At 64.9% G+C, this 23,318-nt stretch carries 19 protein-coding genes; 13 read left to right on the top strand and 6 right to left on the bottom strand.

Features of this window, described 5'->3' with window-relative positions; translation table 11 throughout:
• Window positions 1-8: 8 nt before the first annotated feature.
• Genes X265_RS34805 through X265_RS34795 form a run of 3 tightly spaced genes read right to left on the bottom strand, consistent with a single transcriptional unit; the run spans window position 9 to window position 4,805 of the window.
• Window positions 9-1,754 carry an ATP-binding response regulator gene (locus X265_RS34805; RefSeq protein WP_128968931.1) on the bottom strand — a complete coding sequence of 582 codons (1,746 nt, stop codon included), beginning with the start codon at window positions 1,752-1,754 and terminating at the stop codon, window positions 9-11.
• Window positions 1,724-3,754, bottom strand: coding sequence for a sensor histidine kinase (locus X265_RS34800; protein WP_164939077.1), 2,031 nt, complete (start codon window positions 3,752-3,754; stop codon window positions 1,724-1,726). The genes X265_RS34805 and X265_RS34800 overlap by 31 nt, the downstream gene beginning before the upstream one ends.
• Window positions 3,755-3,809: 55 nt before the next feature.
• A complete protein-coding gene (locus tag X265_RS34795; RefSeq protein WP_128968930.1) occupies window positions 3,810-4,805 on the bottom strand; it encodes a TRAP transporter substrate-binding protein in 996 nt (331 codons plus the stop codon).
• A gap of 294 nt (window positions 4,806-5,099) precedes the next feature.
• Between X265_RS34795 and ugpB the strand changes: the two genes are divergently transcribed.
• The 10 genes from ugpB (at window position 5,100) to X265_RS34740 (ending at window position 16,218) form a co-directional block, all read left to right on the top strand.
• Window positions 5,100-6,425, top strand: a complete 1,326-nt coding sequence (ugpB, locus tag X265_RS34790; RefSeq protein ID WP_164938944.1) for a sn-glycerol-3-phosphate ABC transporter substrate-binding protein UgpB — start codon at window positions 5,100-5,102, stop codon at window positions 6,423-6,425.
• Between the two features lie 184 nt (window positions 6,426-6,609).
• Window positions 6,610-7,560: an aminoglycoside phosphotransferase family protein gene (locus tag X265_RS34780; RefSeq protein WP_128969517.1), complete on the top strand. Its 951-nt coding sequence runs from the start codon at window positions 6,610-6,612 to the stop codon at window positions 7,558-7,560.
• 374 nt (window positions 7,561-7,934) lie between these two features.
• Entirely contained in the window at window positions 7,935-9,557 is a 1,623-nt protein-coding gene (locus X265_RS34775; RefSeq protein ID WP_128968928.1) for an ABC transporter substrate-binding protein, read from the top strand.
• Between the two features lie 178 nt (window positions 9,558-9,735).
• Window positions 9,736-10,749, top strand: a complete 1,014-nt coding sequence (locus tag X265_RS34770; RefSeq protein ID WP_128968927.1) for an ABC transporter permease — start codon at window positions 9,736-9,738, stop codon at window positions 10,747-10,749.
• Between the two features lie 9 nt (window positions 10,750-10,758).
• On the top strand, window positions 10,759-11,658 hold the full coding sequence (locus X265_RS34765) for an ABC transporter permease (RefSeq protein ID WP_128968926.1): 900 nt from the start codon (window positions 10,759-10,761) through the stop codon (window positions 11,656-11,658).
• A 97-nt stretch (window positions 11,659-11,755) separates the two neighbouring features.
• Window positions 11,756-13,486 (top strand): dipeptide ABC transporter ATP-binding protein, encoded by a 1,731-nt coding sequence (locus X265_RS34760; protein WP_128968925.1) that lies wholly within the window; start codon window positions 11,756-11,758, stop codon window positions 13,484-13,486.
• An 18-nt stretch (window positions 13,487-13,504) separates the two neighbouring features.
• Window positions 13,505-13,684, top strand: coding sequence for a DUF4089 domain-containing protein (locus tag X265_RS34755; RefSeq protein ID WP_164938943.1), 180 nt, complete (start codon window positions 13,505-13,507; stop codon window positions 13,682-13,684).
• A 7-nt stretch (window positions 13,685-13,691) separates the two neighbouring features.
• Window positions 13,692-15,086 carry an AtzE family amidohydrolase gene (locus X265_RS34750; protein WP_164938942.1) on the top strand — a complete coding sequence of 465 codons (1,395 nt, stop codon included), beginning with the start codon at window positions 13,692-13,694 and terminating at the stop codon, window positions 15,084-15,086.
• A gap of 12 nt (window positions 15,087-15,098) precedes the next feature.
• Window positions 15,099-15,491 carry an oxalurate catabolism protein HpxZ gene (hpxZ, locus tag X265_RS34745; RefSeq protein WP_128968923.1) on the top strand — a complete coding sequence of 131 codons (393 nt, stop codon included), beginning with the start codon at window positions 15,099-15,101 and terminating at the stop codon, window positions 15,489-15,491.
• A gap of 4 nt (window positions 15,492-15,495) precedes the next feature.
• Complete coding sequence (locus tag X265_RS34740) at window positions 15,496-16,218, top strand: GntR family transcriptional regulator (RefSeq protein ID WP_164938941.1); 723 nt, start codon at window positions 15,496-15,498, stop codon at window positions 16,216-16,218.
• A 146-nt stretch (window positions 16,219-16,364) separates the two neighbouring features.
• Here X265_RS34740 and atzF read toward each other — a convergent pair whose 3' ends face one another.
• Both atzF and X265_RS34730 read right to left on the bottom strand, forming a co-directional pair.
• Complete coding sequence (gene atzF, locus X265_RS34735; protein WP_128968921.1) at window positions 16,365-18,170, bottom strand: allophanate hydrolase; 1,806 nt, start codon at window positions 18,168-18,170, stop codon at window positions 16,365-16,367.
• A gap of 193 nt (window positions 18,171-18,363) precedes the next feature.
• Window positions 18,364-18,858 (bottom strand): MarR family winged helix-turn-helix transcriptional regulator, encoded by a 495-nt coding sequence (locus X265_RS34730; RefSeq protein ID WP_128968920.1) that lies wholly within the window; start codon window positions 18,856-18,858, stop codon window positions 18,364-18,366.
• Between the two features lie 152 nt (window positions 18,859-19,010).
• Here X265_RS34730 and X265_RS34725 point away from each other — a divergent pair, with 152 nt between their 5' ends.
• Complete coding sequence (locus tag X265_RS34725; RefSeq protein WP_128968919.1) at window positions 19,011-20,858, top strand: feruloyl-CoA synthase; 1,848 nt, start codon at window positions 19,011-19,013, stop codon at window positions 20,856-20,858.
• Window positions 20,859-21,144: 286 nt separating this feature from the next.
• On the opposite strand, the gene X265_RS34720 is transcribed toward X265_RS34725, so the two are convergent.
• Window positions 21,145-21,651 (bottom strand): MarR family winged helix-turn-helix transcriptional regulator, encoded by a 507-nt coding sequence (locus X265_RS34720; protein ID WP_128968918.1) that lies wholly within the window; start codon window positions 21,649-21,651, stop codon window positions 21,145-21,147.
• 83 nt (window positions 21,652-21,734) lie between these two features.
• Between X265_RS34720 and X265_RS34715 the strand changes: the two genes are divergently transcribed.
• A complete protein-coding gene (locus tag X265_RS34715; RefSeq protein WP_128968917.1) occupies window positions 21,735-22,943 on the top strand; it encodes a cytochrome P450 in 1,209 nt (402 codons plus the stop codon).
• 12 nt (window positions 22,944-22,955) lie between these two features.
• The gene (locus X265_RS34710; protein ID WP_128968916.1) at window positions 22,956-23,279 is read left to right on the top strand and encodes a 2Fe-2S iron-sulfur cluster-binding protein; all 324 of its coding nucleotides are present in this window, start codon (window positions 22,956-22,958) and stop codon (window positions 23,277-23,279) included.
• The last annotated feature ends 39 nt before the right edge of the window (window positions 23,280-23,318 follow it).

Raw genomic sequence — 23,318 nt, 5'->3', positions numbered from 1 at the left:
GACTTGAATCACGGCATATCGGTCGCGGGCAGGGTGATGGTGAAGGTCGATCCCTTGCCGGGACCTTCGCTCTCGGCCGTCACCTCGCCGCCATGCATGTCGATAATACGCTTGACGATGGAGAGCCCAAGCCCCGTCGAGCTCTCGCCCGCGGTCGGCTTGGCTGACAGCCGCTGGAATCGGCCGAACAGGCGGCCGAGATCTTCCGGCGACAGGCCGGCGCCCTCGTCGCTGACGCGGACGGTGGTGTCGCCGTCATCATGGCTGACGGCGACGAAGATCTTGCCGCCGATCGGAGAATATTTGATGGCGTTGCTGATGAGATTGTCGATCGCCTCGCGGATCCGGTCGGTGTCGCACATCGTGACGATGTTGGCCGGCGCGCTGACGCTGATCGTCTGCTGCTTGTTGACCGCGAGCGGCTGGTTGGCCTCGGCAACCTCTTTCACGAGCGTCGCGACGTCGACCGGCTCGCGGCGGATGGTGATGTCGAAGGCATCCGCCATCGCATCCGAGATCAGATGATCGACCATCGTGGTCAGGCGCTTGGTGGCGTCTCTGATATGATCGACCTGGGCGACCACGCCTGACGAGGAGGCGCCGGTCGAGATCAGCTCCTTCAGCATCTCGGTGCGGCCGAGGATGACGCCGAGCGGGTTCTTCAGATCGTGCGCGACGGTGCCGAGGATCTCGTTCTTGAAGCCGTTGGCGCGCTGCAACCGCAGCCATTGCGCCGAGAGGCGCCGGTTGGCCTGCATCAGCGCGCGGGTGCGCTGGGCGACGCGGTCTTCCAGCTGGGTGTTTGCCTCCTGGAGCTGCTGGTAGAGGATCACGTTGTCGAACGCGATCGAGAGCCTGGAGGAGAAGATCTCGACCAGCGAGCGGTCGGTCTCGGACAGATCGCGCTCGGACTGCAGCAGCACCACGACCTCGCGGCCGGAGCCGGTGCGCAAATAGATCACGCTGCGATGGTCGGCGAATTCATTCTTGCGGCCCTGGAAGGCGGCTTCCACCATCGCCCGCAGGTCGGGGTCGAGCGCCTTCGACGAGGTCGTGCCGATGAAGCGGCTGTAGCAGCCGCTGCCGGCGAGCACCGAGAGCTCGGCGTCCATGCCGCCATTGTCGCGCAGCACCAGGATGCCGGCGCAGTCGACATTGAGCAGCGAGGCGAGCTGGGTCAGCACGCCCTCGGCGAGCCGCTGCATCGACTTGAAGTCGTACAGCGTCGAGGCCGCATCGATGATGATCTCGAGCCCGCGCCGCGTCTGCACCATGCGCTCGAGCTGCTGGTAGGAGCGCAGCGCCGCGGTCAGCGAGGTGAACAGCTTGTCGGCGGTCAGCTCGGTCTTGGCCTTGTAGTCGTTGATGTCGTACTGGACGATGACGCGCCGCTCCGGCGCCTGGCCGGGCTGGCCGGTGCGCAGGATGATGCGCACCGTCTCGTTCTTGAGCACGTTGCGGATGTATTCGACCAGCTCGAGGCCGGCGACGTCGGTCTCCATGATGACGTCGAGCAGCACCGCGGCGATGTCGTTGTGCTCGGCCATCAGCTTGCGACCTTCCGCCGCGGAATGGGCCGAGAGGATTTCGAGGCCAAGGCCGTTGAGGTTGTAGTCGGACAGCGCGAAGCGGGTGCCGTCATGCACGGCCGGATCGTCGTCGATGACGGCGATCTTCCATTTCCGGGCGTCCAGATCCTCCGACGCGGTACCGGTGTCGTCGATCAGGTGGAGGACATCGTCCTGTTCGGCCATTGAGAAGTCCCGTCGCTTTCAGTGCTTTGCGCGCCGCCCTTGGCGATCCGCGGCATGATAATCCGGAAAGTCGTGCCTTGTCCCAGCTTGGATTCCAGCATCATCCGCCCGCCGAGCTGCTGGGTGACAAGGTTATAGACGATATGCAAGCCCAGTCCCGTCCCACCTTCATTGCGCCTGGTGGTAAAGAATGGGTCAAAGGCCTGCCGTTGCACGTCGGGGGTCATGCCGGCCCCGTCGTCGGCGAAAATGATCTCGATATCGTCGGTGCCGCGCGGCCGGGCCGAGATCGTGATGGTGCCGGCCCGGCCGTCGGCAAAGGCGTGATTGGCGGCGTTGAGGAAGAGATTGGTCAGGATCTGGCCATAGGAGCCGGGATAGCCGTCCAGCAGGAGCCCCTCGGGCACGTCGACTTGCAGCGTGATCGGCGAACGCTTCAGCACCGGCCGGAGGCTCGCGATGATCTGGTCGGTGGCTTCGCCGAGCGAGAATTGCCGCCGCTCGGCATGGGAGCGGTCGACCGCGACCTGCTTGAACGACTGGATCAGCTCGCCGGCGCGTTGCAGGTTGGCGACCAGCTGCTGCGAGGCGTCGCGCGAGGACTGCACGAACTCCTCCAGCTGCGAGCGGCGCAAGCCGCCCTCGCCCCTGAGCTGGGCCTCGAAGATCTCGCTGCGCCTCGCAAGACTCGAGGCCACCGTCAGGCTGATGCCGATCGGGTTGTTGACCTCATGCGCGACGCCCGCGACGAGGCCGCCGAGCGCCGCGAGCCGCTCGGCGTCGATCAGGTTCTGCTGCGCGGTGTTGAGCTCGAGCAGCGCGCTCTCGGCCTTTTCCTTGGATGCGCGCAGCTCGTCCTCGGTCTTGCGCTTGGCGATCGCATTCTCGCGGAACACTTCCACCGCGCGCGCCATGGCCCCGACCTCGTCGCGCGCCCCGGTGCCCTGCACCTCGCGACCGAGATCGCCGAGCGTGATCGCGCGCATCGCCGTCATGATCTGCTGCAACGGCAGCCGGATCGAGAGTGCGATCAGTACGCCGGCGGAGAGGATGATGCCGAGAAAGATCACCGCGATCGACAGCACGCGGCGAGAGATGTCCGCCAGCGTGCGGTCGAAGGTCTCCTGCGCCTTCTGCTCGCGCTGGCGCATCTTGGTCGAGAGGTCGTCGATCGCCCCGATCGCCTCGGCCTGGCTGGCGTCGATGGTGTTGCGCAAGAGTTCGGTGCGGTTGGTGAGCTGCTCGCTGAGCTTGGCAAAGCCTTCGCGCAACGCGGCGGTACGGGCGCCGAGCTTTTGCAGCGCCATCTTCTGAAGATCGTTGTCGGCGAGATCGATCATCACGGGAATGGTCTTCTCGATCGTCTCGGTGTTGCGGCGTGCATCGTCGGCCGCACCAGGCGACAGCGACAGGTAATAGGAATTGGCCGCGACCAGCATCGCGGTGAAGGCCTCGCGCGACTTGCCGAGCGAGGGCCAGATCAGCGCGTCGCGATGGCCGGTGGCGCCCTCGATGATCGAATAGAGGCCTGCCATGTCCCTGGCCGGGCCCTGCACCTGCTCCTCGTAGGTCTTGGCGATGGTGGCCTGCACGGTGCGCAGCTCGCCGAAGCCGTTGAGGAAGCGGTCGGTGGTGCGCTCCAGCTCCTCGACCGACCCAGACAGCATCGGGTCCTTGGCGGCGCGGTCGGTCAGCGTGCCCAGCACGGCCTCGCGCAGCAGCAGGATCTCGGCGAACAGGTCCGGGCTCGGTTGATTGATGTAGCGGTGGATCAGGTTCTGGAGCCGCCCGGTCTCGCTTTCGAGCAGCGCCAGGATCCGGTCGGATTCGCGCACCTGGCGGACGTCGTCCCAGGCCGAGCCCAGCACCTGCGCGCCGTTCCAGATCATCGCCACCAGCACGATCACCACGGCGGAGTTCAGCGCCGCGATCGACAGGATGCGCCAGCGGATCGGCACAGCCCGCAGCAGGCCGACAAGGCGCGCGCGGAGCCGCCCGATTGGGCCGGGTGGCCGTTCCGCGATCTCGCTGGTGCCGGGCGCGATCAAAGCAGCGTCACTCCACCTTGCGAATGCGTTCGATCAGCGCCGCCGCAGCGGGGTCCTGCGCCGCCTTGGCGTAAACAGGCGCCATGGCGTCTTCGAACGGCTTGCGGTCGATATCTCTGGTCACGGTGATGCCGGCGGCCTCCGCCTTGTGCTGCGACTGCTCTTCGAGGTCGCGCCATTTCTCGCGCATGAACCGGCTGGAGCGCAGCGCGGCCTCCCTGAAGATGGTCTGGTCCTCGGCCGACAGGCTGCGCCAGGCCTTGAGCGAGATCACCAGCACCTCGGGGCTCATCGTGTGCTCGGTGAGCGTGTAGTAGCCGGCATATTTGTAATGGTCCGTGGTCACGAAGGAGGGCCAGTTGTTTTCCGCGCCGTCGATCAGATGGGTCGCGAGCCCTGTCAGCACCTGCCCATAGGGCAATTCGACCGGCTCGGCGCCGAGTGCGCGGATCATCTCGCTCATCAACTCCGATTGCTGCACCCGGATCCGCAATCCCTTGAGGTCGGCAAGGCTCTTCACGGGGCGTACGGCATTGTAGATCGAGCGCGCGCCGGAATCGTAGAAGCAGAGCCCGACGAAGCCATAGGGTTCGAAGCTGTCGAGAATCTCCCGGCCAACAGGTCCGTCCAGCACCTTCTGCATGTGCTCGATGGATCGGAACAGGAACGGCATGGCGAGCACATTCATCGCCGGGACGAAGTTGCCGATCAGGGCAACGTTGGTCCGGTTGAGGTCGATCGCGCCGGCGCGGGTCTGTTCGATCGTCTCCTTCTCCTCGCCGAGCTGGCGGGAGTGAAATACCTTGATCTCGTGGCGGCCCTTGGTGCGCTCGGCGATCAGCGCGCCCATGTAGCGCAGCGCCTGGACGGTCGGGTAGTCCTCGGTCTGGGTGTCGGCGGCGCGGAATTCGCGCGCGACTGCGCTCGTCGCGCAGATCGCGAGCAGAAGCGCGACGAAGATCACCCCGGTCCGCGAGAGTTCGGCACGGTTCAGCACTGGCACACTCAACCCCTCGGTGATGGAGTCTATGGCGGGACCAAAAGGTTCAATGCAATCTAAAGCGTTTTCAAGCGAAGTGGATACCGGTTCGCGTAAAGAAAACGCGTCAAACTGAGAATCTGGAGCCCCGTTCCGGTCGGAACGGGGCTCCAGCAGATGGTAAAGGGAAGGCCATCCCGGTCCGCCCGTGGCGCGATTGTGCGGCGCGGCCGGCCTTCATTCCTGGTTGAAACCGGAAGTGGCGCGCCTTAAGCAGGGTGCGGTCGCCTTTTACCGCGTGATCCGGGAAGAGCCATTGTGATTTCACGTTTGCGCCTTTTGCAGGTCGCCGCCGCCACTTTGGCCGTCGCCTTGAGCTGTGAGGCGCGCGCGACCACGGACATCGCCTGGTGGCACGCGATGTCGGGCGAGCTCGGCAAGCAACTCGAAAAGCTCGCTTCCGACTTCAACGCCTCCCAGTCCGACTACCGGATCGTACCTGCTTACAAGGGCAACTACACCGAGACGGTGACGGCTGCGATCTTCGCCTTCCGCTCGCGCAGCCAGCCCGCCATCGTTCAGGTCAACGAGGTCGCCACCGCCACCATGACCGCGGCGAAGGGTGCGATCTATCCGGTCCACAGCATGATGCGCGACATGGGTGAGCCGTTCTCGCTCAACGATTACCTTCCGGCGGTCTCCGGCTATTACACCGACGCATCAGGCAATCTGTTGTCGTTTCCGTTCAACTCGTCGACGCCGATCCTCTATTACAACAAGACCATGTTCCGCGACGCCGGCCTCGATGCCGAGGCGCCGCCGAAGACCTGGCCCGAGCTCGGCGCCGCGGCAAAACGCCTGCGCGAACGCGGCGCGGTCTGCGGCTTCACCACGTCCTGGCCGTCCTGGATCCATGTCGAGAATTTTTCGGCGTTTCACAATCTGCCGCTGGCCACGCGCGCCAACGGTTTTGCCGGCCTCGATGCCGAACTGACCATCAACAATCCGGTCCTCGTCAAGCACGTCGCCCAGCTCGCCGAATGGCAAAAGACGAAACTGTTCGACTATAGCGGGCGCGGGCAGGCGGCCGAGCCGCGCTTCCAGAACGGCGAATGCGGCATCTTCATCGGCTCCTCGGCGACGCGCGCCGACATCAAGGCGAATTCGAAATTCGAGGTCGGCTACGGCATGATGCCGTATTGGCCCGAAATTGCGGGCGCGCCGCAGAACTCCATTATCGGTGGCGCCACGCTGTGGGTGCTGCGCGACAGGCCGCGCGAGGAATACAAGGGTGTGGCGCGCTTCTTCGCCTATCTGTCGCAGCCCGGCGTGCAGGCCGCCTGGCACCAGAACACCGGATATCTGCCGGTGACCCGCGCCGCCTTCGAGCTGACGCGCGCGCAAGGCTTCTACGATCGCAATCCCGGCTTTTCGATCTCGTTCGAGGAGATCACGCTGCATCCGCCGACCGAGAACTCGAAAGGCATCCGGCTCGGCTCCTTCGTGCTGATCCGCGGCGCGATCGAGGATGAGCTCGAGCAGGCCTTTGCCGGCCACAAGAGCGCCCAAGCCGCGCTCGATTCCGCCGTCGAGCGCGGCAACAAGCTGCTGCGCCAGTTCGAGCGCGCAAGCCCGGACCGGTAATGTTACGAATGAGCGTAGCTGTGGCCGCGAGCACGGTGCGCTCCCTCCCCCGCGTGCGGGGGAGGGTTGGGGAGAGGGTGTCTCCACTCGCGAGAGCCCCCCAGAGGAGAAAGCCCTCACCCGGCGCGTTGCGCCGACCTCTCCCGCAAGCGGGAGAGGTGCACCGTTTGCTTGGTTTGCAGCGATGACTACCGCTTCATTGCCGACTTTCGCCGACCCCAAGGCCTTTCGCGCCTGGCGTTCCCAGCCCCAGCAATGGCTCCCGATCGCCCTCGACATCGCGCGCAGCCACGGCCTCGACGTCGCTTCGTCTCATGTGTTCTCGACCGGCACCAATCTCGTGGTCGGGCTCGGCGATCATCTGATCCTGAAAATCTTCCCGCCGCTGCTGCGCGCGCAATTTGTCTCGGAGCGCGGCTCCTTGAAGCAGCTTGCTGGCCGGCTGCATCTGCCGATCCCCGAGATCATCGCGGAGGGGGAGCGCGACGGCTGGCCCTATCTCGTCATCACGCGCCTCACAGGCACGCTCGGTTCGGAGGTCTGGCCTTCATTGCCGGAGGCCGAGAAGGATCGCGTGCTGCGCCAGATCGGCGAGACCATCGCCGCCGTGCAGCGCGCGCCGCTCGGGCCGCTCGCAGAGATCGAGCCGCGCTGGGATGCGTTCATGCGCGCGCAGATGCAAGGCTGCAAGGCACGGCACACCCGACTAGGCCTTGCACCGAAATTCCTCGAAGGCCTCGATGACCTCTTGCGCGATGCCGCGACGGTGATCCCGATGGACGCGCCGCCGGTGATCCTGATCGGCGAATACATTCCGGAAAACTTCCTGCTCGCCTGTCACGACGATCAATGGTCGCTCGCCGGCCTGTTCGACTTCGGCGACGTCCGCGCCGGCTGGCGCGATTACGATCTGCTGGGCCCGAGCGCCTTCATGGCCGCGGGCTGGCCGGGGAGGGTGCGCAGCCTGCTGGAAGGGTTCGGCTACGCGAAGCCCGATTTCGCGCTGAAGCGGCGCCTGATGGCCTTGATGCTGCTGCACCATGCCAGCGATCTCAACAGCCACATCTGCATCGAGGGCTGGCAGGACAAGGCCGGCGATCTCGTGGAATTGCAGGATCTGATCTGGGCGGAGTGACAGCGCCAGCCGTCATTGCGAGCCCAGTGAAGCAATCCAGGCTGCTTCAGCGGAGAGACTCTGGATTGCTTCGCTACGCTCGCAATGAGGAGTTTGTTGCACGACCCCGATCCTCTCCAGGGGCCAGCCCGTGGATGAGGCGCCCGAAGGAGGTGGCGATAAATCGGGCTCCCTAGTGCGTCTGCTTAATATTTGATCAATGTCGCATCTTTGTATGCAATTTTCAGGTTTGATTGCGGTCATCCCTGTAATCGGAAATGCTCGTATGTTCGTTGCTTATCAGAGGCTTATGCGGCCTTCAGGTCTCCAATAAACCTTGGCACGAACCTTGCGATCCCCGTTCCAACCAAAAACGTTTGTGTTGGAGCGATTTCATGAAGCGTCGCGATTTTCTCAAGTCCGTGTCCGGATTGGCCGCCGGCGCAGCGCTTCCGACGGTGCCGCAAGTGATCTCCTCGGCCTATGCCGATGCGCGCTCGGAGACACTGCTGATCGTCTCGGAAGGCGGTCCCAACAATCTCGACATCCATGGCGTCGGCACCAACGTGCCGGGCTATGAGGTTTCCTGGAATTGCTACGACCGCCTGATCAGCCACGAGATGAAGAGCGGCCCCGGCGGCGTGCCCTATTACGATCGTGACAAGTTCAAGGGCGAGCTCGCCGAGGATTTCAAGATCGACGACATGTCGGTCACCTTCAAGCTGCGCAAGAACGCCAAATTCCACGACGGCACGCCCGTCACCGCCAAGGACGTGAAATGGTCGCTCGACCGTGCGGTCAGCGTCGGCGGTTTCCCGACCTTCCAGATGAGTGCGGGCTCGCTGACCAAGCCGGAGCAGTTCGTCGTGATCGACGACTACACCGTCCGGGTCGACTTCCTGAAGAAGGATCGGCTGACGATCCCCGACCTCGCCGTGATCGTGCCCTGCATCGTCAACTCCGAACTGGTGAAGAAGAACTCCAGTGAGAAGGACCCTTGGGGGCTCGAGTTCACCAAGCAGCAGACGGCGGGCTCCGGCGCCTACAAGGTGACGAAGTGGACCGCCGGCACCGAAGTGATCATGGAGCGCAATGACGACTGGGTCTGCGGTCCGCTGCCGAAGATCAAACGCGTGATCTGGCGCATGGTGCCACAGGCCGGCAACCGTCGCGCGCTGCTGGAGCGTGGCGATGCCGACATCTCCTACGAACTTCCGAACAAGGATTTCCAGGAGATGAAGGCCAACGGCAAGCTCAACGTGGTGTCGCTGCCGTTCTCCAACGGCATCCAGTATATCGGCATGAACGTCACCAAGCCGCCGTTCGACAACCCGAAGGTTCGCCAGGCGGTCGCCTATGCGCTGCCCTATCAGAAGATCATGGACGCGGTGATGTTCGGGCTCGCGAACCCCATGTTCGGCGCGCCTCAGGACAAGCCGACCGAAGTCGCCTGGCCGCAGCCGCACAAGTACAACACCGACATGGAGAAGGCGAAGGCGCTGATGGCGGAGGCCGGTTACGCCGGTGGCTTCGAAACCACGATCTCGTTCGATCTCAACTTTGCCGGCGTCAACGAGCCGCTCTGCGTGCTGGTGCAGGAGTCTCTCGCGCAAATCGGCATCAAGGCCACCATCAACAAGGTGCCCGGCGCCAACTGGCGCACCGAGTTGAACAAGAAGGAGATGCCGCTCTTCACCAACGTGTTCTCGGGCTGGCTCGATTACCCCGAATACTTCTTCTACTGGTGCTATCACGGCAACAATTCCGTCTTCAACACCATGAGCTACAAGTCGGCCGAGATGGACAGACTGATCGACGGCGCGCGCACCGCGGCCGCCGCCGGCGACACCGCGGCCTATGATGCGGACGTCAAAGGCTTCGTCGATCTCGCCTACACCGACATCCCGCGCATCCCGCTGTACCAGCCCTTCGTCAACGTCGCGATGCAGAAGAACATCAGTGGCTATCAATACTGGTTCCACCGCAGGCTCGACTATCGCGCGATGGCGAAGGGGTGAGTGAGGTGAGCACGCTCTTCAGGCTCCCTCCCCCCTTGTGGGGGAGGGTTGGGGAGAGGGGTAGCCACGAACTCCGACCTCTCCCGGAGCCGCCCCCCTCCCTAGCCCTCCCCCACAAGGGGGGAGGGAACATAGCTGCGCGTGCCGAGAGAGTATTGTCCACCATGCGGAGCATCCCATGCTCACCATGATCGGCAAGCGCCTGATGTTCGCGATTCCCTCGCTGATCGGGGTCGTCATCGTCACCTTCCTGCTGACGCGCGCGCTGCCGGGCGATCCCGCCGCGTATTTCGCAGGCCCCGCGGCGACCAAGGAAGCGGTCGAGCAGATCCGCAAGAAACTCGGTCTCGACAAGCCGCTGATCGAGCAGTTCTTCCGCTACACCAACGACCTCGCCCATGGCGATTTCGGCAACTCGCTGACGACAGGCCAGCCGGTCGCGGCCGAGATCCGCAACCGCCTGCCTGCGTCGGCTGAATTGACCCTGCTCGGCCTCATCGTCTCCATCGTCATCGCCATTCCGCTCGGCGTGCTCGCGGCCACGCGGCCAGGCTCGTGGATCGATCATCTCTGCCGCGTCACGACCACGGCCGGCGTGTCGCTGCCGGTGTTCTTCACTGGCCTGGTGCTGGTCTACGTCTTTTATTTCCGGCTCGGCTGGTCGCCCGCGCCGCTCGGCCGGTTGGACGTGTTCTACAGCGCGCCGCCGACGGTGACGGGCTTCTATCTGATCGACACGCTGCTCGCGCGCGACGTCGAGGCCTTTCGCTCGGCGCTCAGCCAGCTGATCCTGCCGGCGACGACGCTCGCGATCTTCTCGCTGGCGCCGATCGCGCGCATGACGCGCGCCTCGATGCTGGCGGTGCTGGCGTCCGAATTCGTCCGCACCGCGCGCGCCAGCGGCCTGTCGCCGACGACCGTCATCGTCACCTACGCCTTCCGCAACGCCATGTTGCCCGTGATCACCACGCTGAGCATGGTGTTCTCGTTCCTGCTCGGGGCCAACGTGCTGGTGGAAAAAGTCTTCGCCTGGCCCGGCATCGGCTCCTACGCGGTGGAAGCGCTGATCTCCTCGGACTTCGCTCCGGTGCAGGGCTTCGTGTTGACGATGGCCGTGATGTACGTGCTGCTCAATCTCGTGATCGACATCTTGTACGGCGTGATCGATCCGCGCGTCCGGTTGGAAGGGTAGGGGGTCTCAATGAGTACCGTTGCGCCTGCCGTTGAACCCGCCAGTCCTGCCCGTACCTCCGGGTTCACTGCGATCCTCGAACAAACCCGCTACGTGCTGGGCGAGAACAAAGTCACCGGCTTTGCCTTCGCGTTGCTGATCCTGATCCTCATCGCCGCGATCTTCGGCCCCTATGTAGTGCCCTATGATCCGCTCGCCTCGGACACCGCAGCGGCTTTGAAGCCGCCGTCGGCGGCGCACTGGTTCGGCACCGACCAGCTCGGGCGCGACATCTTCAGCCGCGTCGTGGTGGCGACGCGGCTAGATACCTTCATCGCGGTCGCCTCCGTCGTGCTGGTGTTCCTGATGGGCGGCCTCGCCGGCATTGCGGCCGGCTATTTCGGCGGCTGGACCGATCGCATCGTCGGCCGCATCGCCGACACCATCATGGCCTTTCCGCTGTTCGTGCTCGCCATGGGCATCGTCGCCGCGCTCGGCAACACCGTGCAGAACATCATCCTCGCCACCGCGATCGTGAATTTCCCGCTCTACGCGCGCGTCGCGCGCGCCGAGGCCAATGTCCGCCGCAACGCCGGCTTCGTGCAGGCCGCGCGGCTGTCAGGCAATGGCGAGTTCCGTATCCTCCTGGTGCACATTCTGCCGAACATCATGCCGATCATGATCGTGCAGATGTCGCTGACCATGGGCTACGCGATTCTGAATGCCGCGGGCCTGTCCTTCATCGGCCTCGGCGTTCGTCCACCCACCGCCGAATGGGGCATCATGGTCGCCGAGGGTGCTGGCTTCATGGTCTCAGGGGAATGGTGGATCGCGCTGTTTCCCGGCCTCGCGCTGATGATCGCCGTGTTCTGCTTCAACCTGCTCGGCGACGGCCTGCGCGACATCGTCGATCCCCAGCGGAGGACGTGATGGTCGTTGGCGTCCGGCAAGAATTCTCCAATGAATCCAATGCCGCTTCTACTGTGCATGGGGTTGTTTTCGACTTTGTGAGCGATGGGGGGCCTGCATGACCGCCCCACCGCTGCTCGACGTCCAGGACCTGACCGTCGAATTCACCACCCGGCGCGGCATCGTCAAAGCCGTGCAGCACGTCAACATCTCCGTCGCCAAGGGCGAGACGCTCGCGATCGTCGGCGAGTCCGGCTCCGGCAAGTCGGCGACGTCCTATGCGGTGATGCGCATCCTCGACCGTGCCGGGCGGATCGCCGAGGGCTCGGTGATGTTCTCCGGCATCGACGTCAAGGCCGCGAGCGAAGGCCAGATGCGCGATCTGCGCGGCCGCGAAGTCTCGATGATCTTCCAGAACCCGCGGGCGGCGCTGAACCCGATCCGCAAGGTCGGCGATCAGATCGAGGACGTCCTGCGCACCCATGTGCAGCAGGCTCAGGTTGCCGACCACGGCGAGAAGGCGATCGAGGCGCTGGAGCAGGTCAAGATCGCCCGCCCGCGCGAGCGCTATCACGCCTATCCGTTCGAGCTCTCGGGCGGCATGTGTCAGCGCGTGGTCATCGCGCTGGCGCTCGCCTGCAATCCGCAGCTCTTGATCGCGGACGAGCCGACCACCGGATTGGATGTCACCACGCAAAAGGCGGTGATGGACCTGATCGTCGAGCTGACCAGGCGGCGCGGAATGTCGACCATCCTGATCACCCACGACCTCGGCTTAGCTGCCGCCTATTGCGACCGCGTCGTGGTGATGGAGAAGGGCCGCGTCGTCGAGACCGCCAAGGCCGCCGACATCTTCGCGAGGCCGCAGCACCCCTACACCAGGAAGCTGATGCGCGCGACGCCGCGGCTGGGTGTGTCCTTGCGGGATCTGTTGCCGGAGGAAGAGACCTTTGCCTCTCCCCACGTGCGGGGAGAGGCCGACACGCGCACAAGCGGGGCGAGGGAGAAGGACCAGCCCCTCCTCATCATCGACAAGCTGGTCAAGGAATATCCCCGCCAGGGCGCTACGGCCACGCTCGGAAAACTGTTCAGCCGCAAGCCGCCGCTGGAGCCGGATGTATTCCGCGCCGTCGACGGAATCAGCTTCTCGATCGGCCACGGCGAGAGCGTTGGCCTCGTCGGCGAATCCGGCTGCGGCAAATCGACCACGTCGATGATGGTGATGCGGCTCGTGGATCAGACCTCCGGCCTGATCCAGTTCGACGGCGAAGACATCGGCGGCATCGCGCCATCCGCCTTCGCCCGCCTGCCGCAGCGCAGCCGCATCCAGATGGTGTTCCAGGATCCGACCGACAGCCTCAATCCGCGCTTCACAGCCGCGCGTGCCATCGCCGATCCGATCATGCGACTGGGCGACATCAAGAGGCGCGATGCGCTCCGCGCCCGCTGCGAAGAGCTGGCCACCATGGTCGGCCTGCCACACAATCTGCTGGATCGCTTCCCGCATCAGCTCTCCGGCGGCCAGAAGGCCCGCGTCGGCATCGCCCGGGCGATCGCGCTGCACCCCAAGCTGGTCATCCTGGACGAGCCCACGGCGGCGCTGGACGTCTCGGTGCAGGCCGTCGTTCTGAATCTGCTCCAGGATCTCAAGACGCGGCTAGGTATGAGCTATCTGTTCGTCTCGCATGATTTGAATGTAGTGCGCTTGTTGTGCGATCGTGTCATTGTGATGCGGACGGGTCGAATCGTGGAAGAGGGCACTTCCGAGAGGGTGTTGAGCGATCCGCACGACGACTACACCAAGGAGCTGCTGACGGCGATCCCGCATCCGCCGCTGCCGGTGCATTGAGAGATTGTTGGGAGCGTGATGGCCGAACCGCTGGACGATTATATCGATGCCGTATCGAAAGCGCTGGCGCTGCCGGTCGAGGACGCCTGGCGGCCCGCGGTGCGCGCCAATCTCGAAGTCTCGCTGCGGCTCGCCCGCCTGGTCGACGAATTCGCGCTGCCGGACGAGACCGAGCCGGCGCCGATCTTCACGGCCTGATGCTGCCATGACCACGAAGCCAGAGATGACGGCCGCCGACATCGCGAAAGCGGTGAGCGGGGGCAAGATGTCCGCGCTCGATGCCACCGAGGCCGCGCTCGCGCGCATCAAGCAACACGACACCATCCTTAATTCCTTCACCGATGTTACCGCCGATCGTGCCCGTGCGAAAGCGCGCGCCATCGATGCCGACATCGCCGCCGGCAAGACCGTCGGCCCGCTCGCCGGCGTGCCCTTCGCGGTGAAGAATCTGTTCGACGTTGCGGGTCTGCCGACCCGCGCCGGTTCGAAGATCAACCGCGACCTCGCACCTGCCAAGCGCGACGCCACGTTGATTGAGCGCATGGAGTTAGCCGGGGCCGTTCTCGTCGGCGCACTCAACATGGGCGAATACGCCTACGATTTCACAGGCGAGAACGTTCACGACGGCCCCTCGCGCAATCCGCATGATACGACGCGGATGACCGGCGGCTCCTCCGGCGGCTCAGGCAGCGCCGTCGGCGGCGCGCTGGTTCCGATTGCGCTCGGCTCGGACACCAACGGCTCTATCCGCGTGCCCTCCTCGTTCTGCGGCATTTTTGGTTTGAAGCCGACCTATGGCCGGCTGTCACGGGCACGCTCGTTCCCGTTCGTGGCGAGCCTCGATCATCTCGGGCCGTTCGCACGCGATGTCACCGATCTCGCGCTCGCCTATGACGCGATGCAGGGGCCCGATACCGACGATGCTGCCTGCACCACGCGCGGCCTCGAGCCGACGCTGCCGCTGATCGCCAATCCGATCTCGGATCTGCGCATCGCGATCGCAGACGGTCACTTTCAGAAGAACGTGTTTCCCGAAGCTGTCGAAGCCGTCAGTCGTGTCGCCAAGGCGCTTGGCGCGACCAAGGTCGTCGACGTGCCCGAAGCCTCGCGGGCTCGCGCAGCCGCTTACGTCATCACCACCACTGAAGGTGCCTCGCTGCATCTCGATCGACTGCGCAAGCGCCCGAACGATTTTGATCCCGCCGTGCGCGACCGGCTGATCGCCGGCGCCATGGTGCCGGCCGCACTGGTCGACCGCGCGCAGAAATTTCGCCGCTGGTATCGCGCGCAGCTCGCCGAGATATTCAAATCCGTCGACGTGCTGATCGCGCCCGCAACACCATGCACCGCGCCAAAGCTCGGCCAGGTGAATTTCAATCTCGACGGCGTCGAGCTGCCGTTGCGTGCCAATATCGGTATCCACACCCAGCCGATCTCGTTCGTCGGCCTGCCCGTGGTCGCGGTGCCGGTGCCGCTCGAGCCGCTGCCGATCGGTGTGCAGATCATAGCAGCACCCTGGCGCGAGGACATTGCGCTCCGCGTCGCCTACGCATTGGAAAAGATGGGTGTCGTCGCCGCGCCCAGCCCAAGGGGACTTTAAGAGGAATTCGAGATGGAGATCGATCTCCCCGACGTGATCGCGGAAGTCAAAGCCGCGTTCGAGCGCTATGAGCAGGCCCTCATCAGCAACGACGTCGCCGTGCTCGGCGAGCTCTTCCGCAACGATCCCCGTACGCTGCGCTACGGCATCGGCGAGAATCTTTATGGCTATGAGGCGATCTCCGGCTTCCGCGCCGGCCGCTCGCCGGTCGGTCTCATCAGGCGCACGGCCAAGACGGTGATCTCGAGCTATGGCCGCGACACGGCGGTCGCCTCCACGCTGTTCTACCGCGATACGGCACCCGGCAAGGTCGGCCGACAGATGCAGACCTGGATTCGCTTCCCGGAGGGCTGGCGCGTCGTCGCTGCCCATGTCAGCATCATCGACGAGCCGAAAGAGATCTGACTGCATGTCGCTTGATGATTTTCCGTCCGGGACCCTGCCGGCTGAGCCGGTGGTGCCCCGCGTCGACCGTGCTTCGCCATCGGTGCAGAAGATCACGCGTGCCGAGGAGCTGCGTCTTCAGCTTGCCGACGAGATCGTGCGCGGAGCTCTCGCACCGGGCGCGCCGCTGGACGAGACCGAGATCGCGCGGCGCTTCAGCGTCTCACGCACGCCGGTGCGCGAAGCGCTGCGCCAATTGGTCGCGAGCGGCCTGGTCGAGGCGCGCCCCCATCGCGGCGCGGTGGTGGCGCAACCGTCGATCGAGCGGCTGACAGGCATGTTCGAGGCGATGGCGGAGCTGGAAGCGCTGTGCGCAGGCCTTGCCGCCGAACGCATGTCTGCGGCGGAGCGTCACGGGCTCGAAGCGATCCACGAAGAGCTGCGCGTTCTCAGCTACGCCGGCAATCCCGATCGCTTCCACGAGGTCAACGAGCGCTTCCACAATGCGATCTATGCGGGATCGCAGAACGGCTACATCGCCGAGATCACGCTGGCGACCCGCGTGCGCGTGCAACCGTTCCGCCGCGCCCAGTTTCGCAATCTCGGCCGTCTCGCCAAGTCGCAAGCCGAGCACGACCGCGTCGTCGTCGCCATCATGCGCGGTGACAAGCAGGGCGCCGCCGCCGCGATGCGCGCGCATATCGAGCTGGTGCGCGGGGAATACGAGATCTACGCGGTGTCGGTGTGAGGCTACACGTGTGTCCCGGACGCGGTGCACGCGCAGCGCTGCTCCGCAGCGCCGGGACCCATCTATCCATTCCGCAAGTCGCTTCATGGGTCCCGGTTCAGCAGCGCATCACTGCGTGATGCACTGCGCACGGGACACGAGATTGTTTACGTCTTTGCGACTTCAGCCATATACTTCCGCCAACCACCATACGCCGTGATGTCGCGCGCCTGGCTCAGCACCTCCGGCTCGACGATAAAGCCCTTCACGTCGCGGCCATCTGCGAGCCTGATTGTCCCGATCGCCATCGGTGCAGGAATCGCGTTGACGAACTTGCCGAACGCCGCCGCCGACAGCGACCAGATCTCCAGCTCGATCGATGCGCCGTTGCCCGCTTCAACGCGCAGCAGGCCCGGCTTCGGCGGCGTGGTTTTCAGCGCATAGAGCTTGTAGTCCGGTGCGGTCCTTGCTGCCTCGATCAGCGTTGCGTTCAGCGCCTTCAATTCGCTGTTCAGCGCCATCCCGGAGAGATGGGCGCCGACCACGGCGATCGGGATGTCGTCGCTGCTGCTTGCGGGAGGTGTCACGGGCGGTGCTTGCACCACGCCCTTCGCGCCAAGCGTCAGCCCGGTATCCGCATGGAACACGCGGCCTAGACTCGCAAGCATCGCGTCGCGTCCCGCCGGCGCCAGCAGCGTGATGCCGAACGGAATGCCGTCCGCGCGCATCGAGGCCGGCACCGCGAGGCCGCAGAGATCGAGCAGGTTGACGAAATTGGTGTAGGTGCCGAGCCGGCTGTTGAGCTCGATCGGATTGGCCAGCACCTGCGCTGTCGTGTAGGTCGTCGGTGCCGTCGGCAGCACCAGCGCGTCGACATTCGCGAACGTCCGTTCGGCGATCTTGCGCAGCCCCTGGAGGCGATAAAGCGCGGAGAAGGTTTCGGCCGCCGTCAGCCGCGCGCCAGCCGCGGTGATCTCGCGCGTGATGGGATGAATCGCATCAGGGGCCGAGGCCAAGAGATTCTTGATCACGAGGTAGCGCTCGGCGACCCAGGGTCCTTCATAGAGCAGCCGCGCCGTCTCGTACAACGGCTCGAGGTCGAACTCGACCAGCGTGGCGCCCAGCGCGGTCCAGCGCTTCAGGGCTTCGCCGTAATCGGCCTCCGAATTCTTGTCGCCGAAGAAGATCAGCTGTCCATCGCGCGGCACGCCGAGGCGCAGATTCGTCGGGAACGGCGTGGTTGCACCCAGCGGCCGGTCGCGCGAGAATGGATCGGCCTGGTCCGGGCCTGCCATCACGGAGAGCGCGAGCGCGGCGTCGTCCACCGTCAGCGCAAACACCGAGATGCAATCGAGCGTGCGGCAGGCCGGCACGAGGCCCGCGGTCGAGATCATGCCGAGGCTCGGCTTCAGCCCGACGATGTTGTTGAGCATCGCCGGTACGCGGCCTGAGCCGGCGGTGTCGGTGCCGAGCGACAGCGGCACCAGGCCAGCGCCGACCGCCACCGCGGAGCCCGAGCTGGAGCCGCCGGGAATGAGATCCTCGCGAAGCGAATTTTTGGGAATGCCATAGGGTGACCGGACGCCGACGAGACCGGTAGCGAACTGGTCGAGATTGGTCTTGCCGATGATGATCGCGCCGGCCGCGCGCAGCCGCTCGACCGCGGTCGAGTCGTGCATCGGCATGTAGGAGAAAGCCGCGCAGGCCGCCGTGGTCGCAAAGCCCAGCGCGTCGATATTGTCTTTCACCGCAACCGGTACGCCATAGAGCGGCAGGCTCGCTGCATCCTTTTCGGCGAGCTTCTCGGCTTCCGCGATCGCGTCCCTCTCGTCGCGCAGGTTGATGAAGATGGCTGGATCGTTGTGGTCTCGGATGCGCTGGTAGGTCCGCGCGACCGTCTGCGCCGGCGTCACCGTACCCGCGCGATGCGCGGCTACGATCGCAGCGATCGTTTCAGGCTGCTCAGCCCCCATGGCGATAAAACTCCGGCAACGTGTCTCACCCGCATTGAAGCAAGCGATGTGCCATTGTGTACATTATCCGGGCAGGCGCGGTGCCGCGGATACTATCGCAAGATCAGTGTCTTGGGCGATGCACAGACCGGCGAGCAGGCGGCCGGATCAGGGCCCTGTCCTGGGCATTTGCCCAAATCATGGGCAGCTCGGATCAGCTGAAGCCAGCAAGGATCTGAAGCAGGCGCTCCCGGTTCGCCTTACCAATCTTGTCTTCGACATGCCGCTCGTGCTCGGCAGCCAGCCGCTTGAACTTGGCAAGCGCCGTCTCGCCCTGCGCGGTGAGGTGAAGCGCGTGCGAGCGCCGGTCGGCCTTCGACTTGATCCGCTTCACCAGCTTGCGCTGCTCCAGGCTGTCGAGCAGATGCACCAGCCGGGCGCGCTCGATGCCAAGGCGTTTTGCCACCGCCATCTGCGACAGGCCCGGATTGGCGCCGATTACGGTCAGCACCGAATATTGCGTGGGCCTGATGTCGACCTCGCTGAGCGTCCTGATGAAGTCCTGGAAGATCCAGATCTGGAAGCGCCGCACCGCGTAGCCGGCATGCCCGACCAGCGCGTCGAGGCCAATCTCGTCCGCGTCGATCTGCGGCCTCAGGCCGTTGCTTTTTCGTTTGCGCGGGGAAGTTCGGGTTGCGGTGGTTGTCACATCGCTTCTCCTGTTGGGCGACCTTAGCGACTCGAGGTCCGAAGCGGAAGATTGTTGTTGACGACAACAATTGTCCTGCCCAACATTATGGCCAAGGCGGCCCGGAACGAGGCTGCGGCCGATCCGGGCGTCCGGGGGGCGAGGAGGAAACCATGATGACCGCCACCCGCGGTGAGGCTTCGAGCCTGTTCGCAACGCCAAGGACCGTCGCGGAGCATCGCACGGACGGCAGCATGGTGCTGCGCTCTCCCGAGCCTTTGCGCGACAGCGCGCGCTGCGTCGGCGATTGGCTGGAGCAATGGGCACGGCAAGCGCCGGACAAGGTCTTCCTCGCCGAGCGCGATAGCGCCGACACGCCCTGGGCGACCGTGACTTACGCAGGGGCGTTGCGGCGGGTGCGCGCAGCGGCGTGCTGGATCCTGGCGCACGGGCTCAGCGCAGAACACCCGGTTGTCATTCTCTCGGACAACAGCATCGACCACGCGCTGCTCGCGCTTGCCGCACAGCATGTCGGCGTACCTTCAGCCGCGATCTCACCGGCTTATTCGCTGATATCAAGGGATTACGACAAGCTGAAAAGCATGATCGCGCTGCTTGAGCCCGGCGCGATCTATGTGTCCGGCACCAAGCCGTTTGCTGCGGCCCTCGCTGCGATCAAACCGCTGCACAAGGCGCAGATCATCAGTGGCAATGCTGACGATGTTGATGCGCTTGCATTCCGGACCATTGCCGCAACGCCGGAAGCGCCGGAGGTCGCATCAGCCTTTGCCGCGGTCACGCCCGACACCGTTGCAAAGTTTCTGTTCACCTCGGGTTCAACAGGCACGCCGAAGGCCGTCATCAACACCCAGCGCATGCTGACCTCCAGCCAGCAGGCCAAGGCGCAGACCTGGACGTTCCTTGAGCGGGGCGACGACCTCGTCATCCTCGACTGGCTGCCATGGAGCCACACCTTTGGCGCCAACCACAATTTCAACCTCGTGCTGCGCAACGGCGGCTCGCTCTATATCGATGGCGGCAAGCCGGCGCCCGGCCAGTTCGCGACATCGCTCGCCAATCTGAAAAGCGTTATGCCGACGGTCTACTTCAACGTGCCGCGCGGCTTCGACATGCTGATCGCGGCGCTACGCGCTGACGAGGAACTGCGCCACCGCTTCTTCAGCGACGTGAAATTCGCCTTCTATGCCGGCGCCGCGCTGCCGCAGAATCTCTGGGATGCTCTTGAAGAGCTCTCCGTCGAGACCGTCGGCCGCGCGATGCCGATGGTGTCGGCCTGGGGCTCGACCGAAACCTCGCCGTTGGCGACCGATTGTCATTTCCTCGCCGACCGCTCCGGCAATATCGGCGTGCCGATTCCCGGCACCGAGCTGAAGCTCGTCACCTCCGGCGACAAGCTGGAGGTGCGCGTGCGCGGTCCCAACGTGACGCCTGGCTATTGGAAGGCGCCGGAGCTGACCAAGCAGGCGTTCGACGAAGAGGGCTTCTATCTGATCGGCGATGCCGTGAAGCTCGCCGATGTCGAGCGGCCCGAGCGCGGCCTGTTCTTTGACGGCCGCGTGGCGGAGGATTTCAAGCTCAATTCCGGCACCTGGGTCAGCGTTGGGACGCTGCGTGTCGCAGGCATCGCAGCACTTGCGCCGTTCGCGCAAGATATCGTCGTGACCGGCCATGGCGGCGACGAGGTGCGGTTCCTGGTATTTCCAAACATCGCCGCGTGCCGCGCCCACGCCGGTCTGTCCGAAACAGCAAGCGTGAAAAATGTGCTGGGGCATGACAAGATACGGACCGCGATAGCGCAAGGCCTGGCAAAGCTGAAGCAGCAGAGCGGCAACTCCTCCGGCCACGCCACGCGTGCGCTGCTGCTCGTCGAACCGCCGTCGGTCGACGGCGGCGAGATCACCGACAAGGGCTACATCAACCAGCGCGCCGTGCTGACGCGCCGCGCCGGTGCGGTGGAGCGACTGAACGACGATTCGTCGGCGGAGTGGATCGGCATCTAGCTCGCTTGGCTTACTGGGCCGCGGCTCTGCGGCGCGTCGTTGCCGCGCCTTGTCCGGGACAGGAGGTCTGGTGCTCGATTACGGCAGCCAACCTGCCGCAATATCCTGCATGATTATTTTGTTGCCTAGGCAACTAATATGTGCGAACCATTCCGAGTCAGCAATGACGGCGGGCGAACCGCCGCGTCTGATCTTGGAGGAAACAATGCGCGGCAGGAACGGTGCCGTCGGCAAACGCAGGTGCGTGTCAGGAGATGATGCCGGATCGCGCTCGGTGCGCGAGCTGTCACGCGTCTGTGCTGCCGGTCACCGCGTCGAGATTCTCGTGCAGGCGGCGGAGCAGGTCGATCAGTACCTCGCGCTCGTCCTTGCTGAGGCAGGACAACAGGCGTCGCTCGCGCTCGAACGCCGCCACGATGACCCTGTCATGGGTAGCGCGCCCTTTCGTCGTCAGCGCGATCGAATGGGTGCGGCCATCGTTGGGGTCGGTGCGGATCGAGACCAGCCCGCGATTCTCCAAGCTTGCCAGCGTTCGGCTCACCGGGCCCTTGTCGAAGCCGATGACTTGGCAAATGCGCGAGGCGGGAATGCCGGGCTCGATTGCCAGCAGCGACATGATCCGCCATTCCGTGACGTTGACGCCGAATTCCCGCTGATAAAATGCGGTCGCGCTGTTCGAAAGCTTGTTGGCGATGAAGGTGATGAAGGCCGGAACGTACCGGTCGAGGTCAAGCGTCGGCCCGCTCTCGGCAGGTGCGGGTTTCTGACGGGCTTTGGTCGAAGACGGTGGCATATCGGCCTTGTGACTCGCGGCGTGTCCGCAGACCTAAAGGCAAGCGCCGTCCTTTCACAAGATCAAAATGAGGGAGGTGTCCAATGAGCGCATCCGGCTCGGCCGCATCAGGCGTCCCGCATCTCGACGTCGATCCGTTCGCCATGGACTTTTTCGCTGACCCCTATCCAAGCCACGAGCGACTGCGCGAGGCGGGGCCGGTGGTCTATCTCGACCAATGGAACGTCTATGGCGTCGCACGCTATGCGGAAGTGCATGCCGTGCTGAATGATCCCGCGACCTTCTGCTCCAGTCGCGGCGTCGGCCTGTCCGACTTCAAGAAGGAGACGCCGTGGCGACCGCCAAGCCTGATTCTTGAGGCCGATCCGCCCGCGCACACCCGCACTCGCGCCGTGCTGTCGAAAGTGTTGTCGCCGAGTGTGATGAAGCAGGTGCGTGACCGCTTTGCGGCGGCGGCGGAGGAGCGCGTCGACGTCCTGCTGGAGCAGCGCAGCTTCGATGCGGTTGCCGACCTCGCCGAGGCCTTTCCGCTCTCGATCTTTCCCGATGCGCTCGGCCTGAAACCCGAGGGACGCGAGCATCTCATTCCCTATGCGAGCGTCGTATTCAACGCCTTCGGCCCGCCCAATGAGCTGCGCCAGGAGGCGATCGCGCGCTCGGCACCGCATCAGGCCTATGTCGCCAAGCAGTGTCAGCGCGAGAATCTTGCGCCGGGCGGCTTCGGTGCCTGCATCCATGCTCAGGTCGACGAAGGCGCGATCACCGCGACCGAGGCGCCGCTGCTGGTGCGCTCGCTGCTGTCGGCCGGCCTCGACACGACGGTCAACGGCATCGGCGCCGCGCTCTATTGCCTCGCGCGCTTCCCGGAGCAATGGCGGCGCCTGCGTGGCGATATCACGCTGGCGCGCAACGCCTTCGAGGAGGCCGTCCGGTTCGAAAGCCCGGTGCAGACCTTCTTCCGCACCACGACGCGCGAGGTCGAGCTGTCGGGCGCGCGCATCGGCGAGGGCGAGAAGGTGCTGATGTTCCTTGCCGCGGCCAACCGCGATCCGCGCCGCTGGGAGAGGCCTGACAGTTACGACATTACCCGCCGCACGTCCGGGCATGTCGGCTTTGGCTCGGGCATCCACATGTGCGTCGGCCAGCTCGTGGCGCGCCTCGAGGGCGAAGTGATGCTGACCGCCCTGGCGCGACGCATCGCGTCCATCGAGATCACGGGCGAGCCGAAGCGCCGCTTCAACAACACGCTGCGCGGGCTCGACAGCCTGCCTGTCACCATCACCCCGGCCTGACAAGGAACCCCGATGCCGACGATCAGCTTCATCCACCGCGACGGCAATTCCGAGCGCGTCGAGGTCTCAGACGGGGAAAGCGCCATGCAGGCAGCCACCCGCCACGGCCTCGACGGCATCCTGGCCGAATGCGGCGGCAACGCCATGTGCGCGACCTGTCACGTCTATGTCGACGATGCCTGGGTCGCGCGCCTGCCCGCGATGGCCGAGGACGAGGACGCGCTGCTCGAGGGCGCCGCGGCCGAGCGGCTGCCGAACAGTCGGCTGTCCTGCCAGATCAAGATCACGCCCGAGCTCGACGGACTCGTGCTGAGGCTGCCGGAGCGCCAGGTCTGAAATTCCAGCCGCGGCGGCAACGACCGGCGGGCAAATCAA

The organism is Bradyrhizobium guangdongense, assembly GCF_004114975.1.
In the GTDB taxonomy this organism is placed as follows: domain Bacteria; phylum Pseudomonadota; class Alphaproteobacteria; order Rhizobiales; family Xanthobacteraceae; genus Bradyrhizobium; species Bradyrhizobium guangdongense.
Note: the sequence above shows the minus strand (reverse complement) of the source record. Positions and strands in the feature narration are given on the sequence as shown.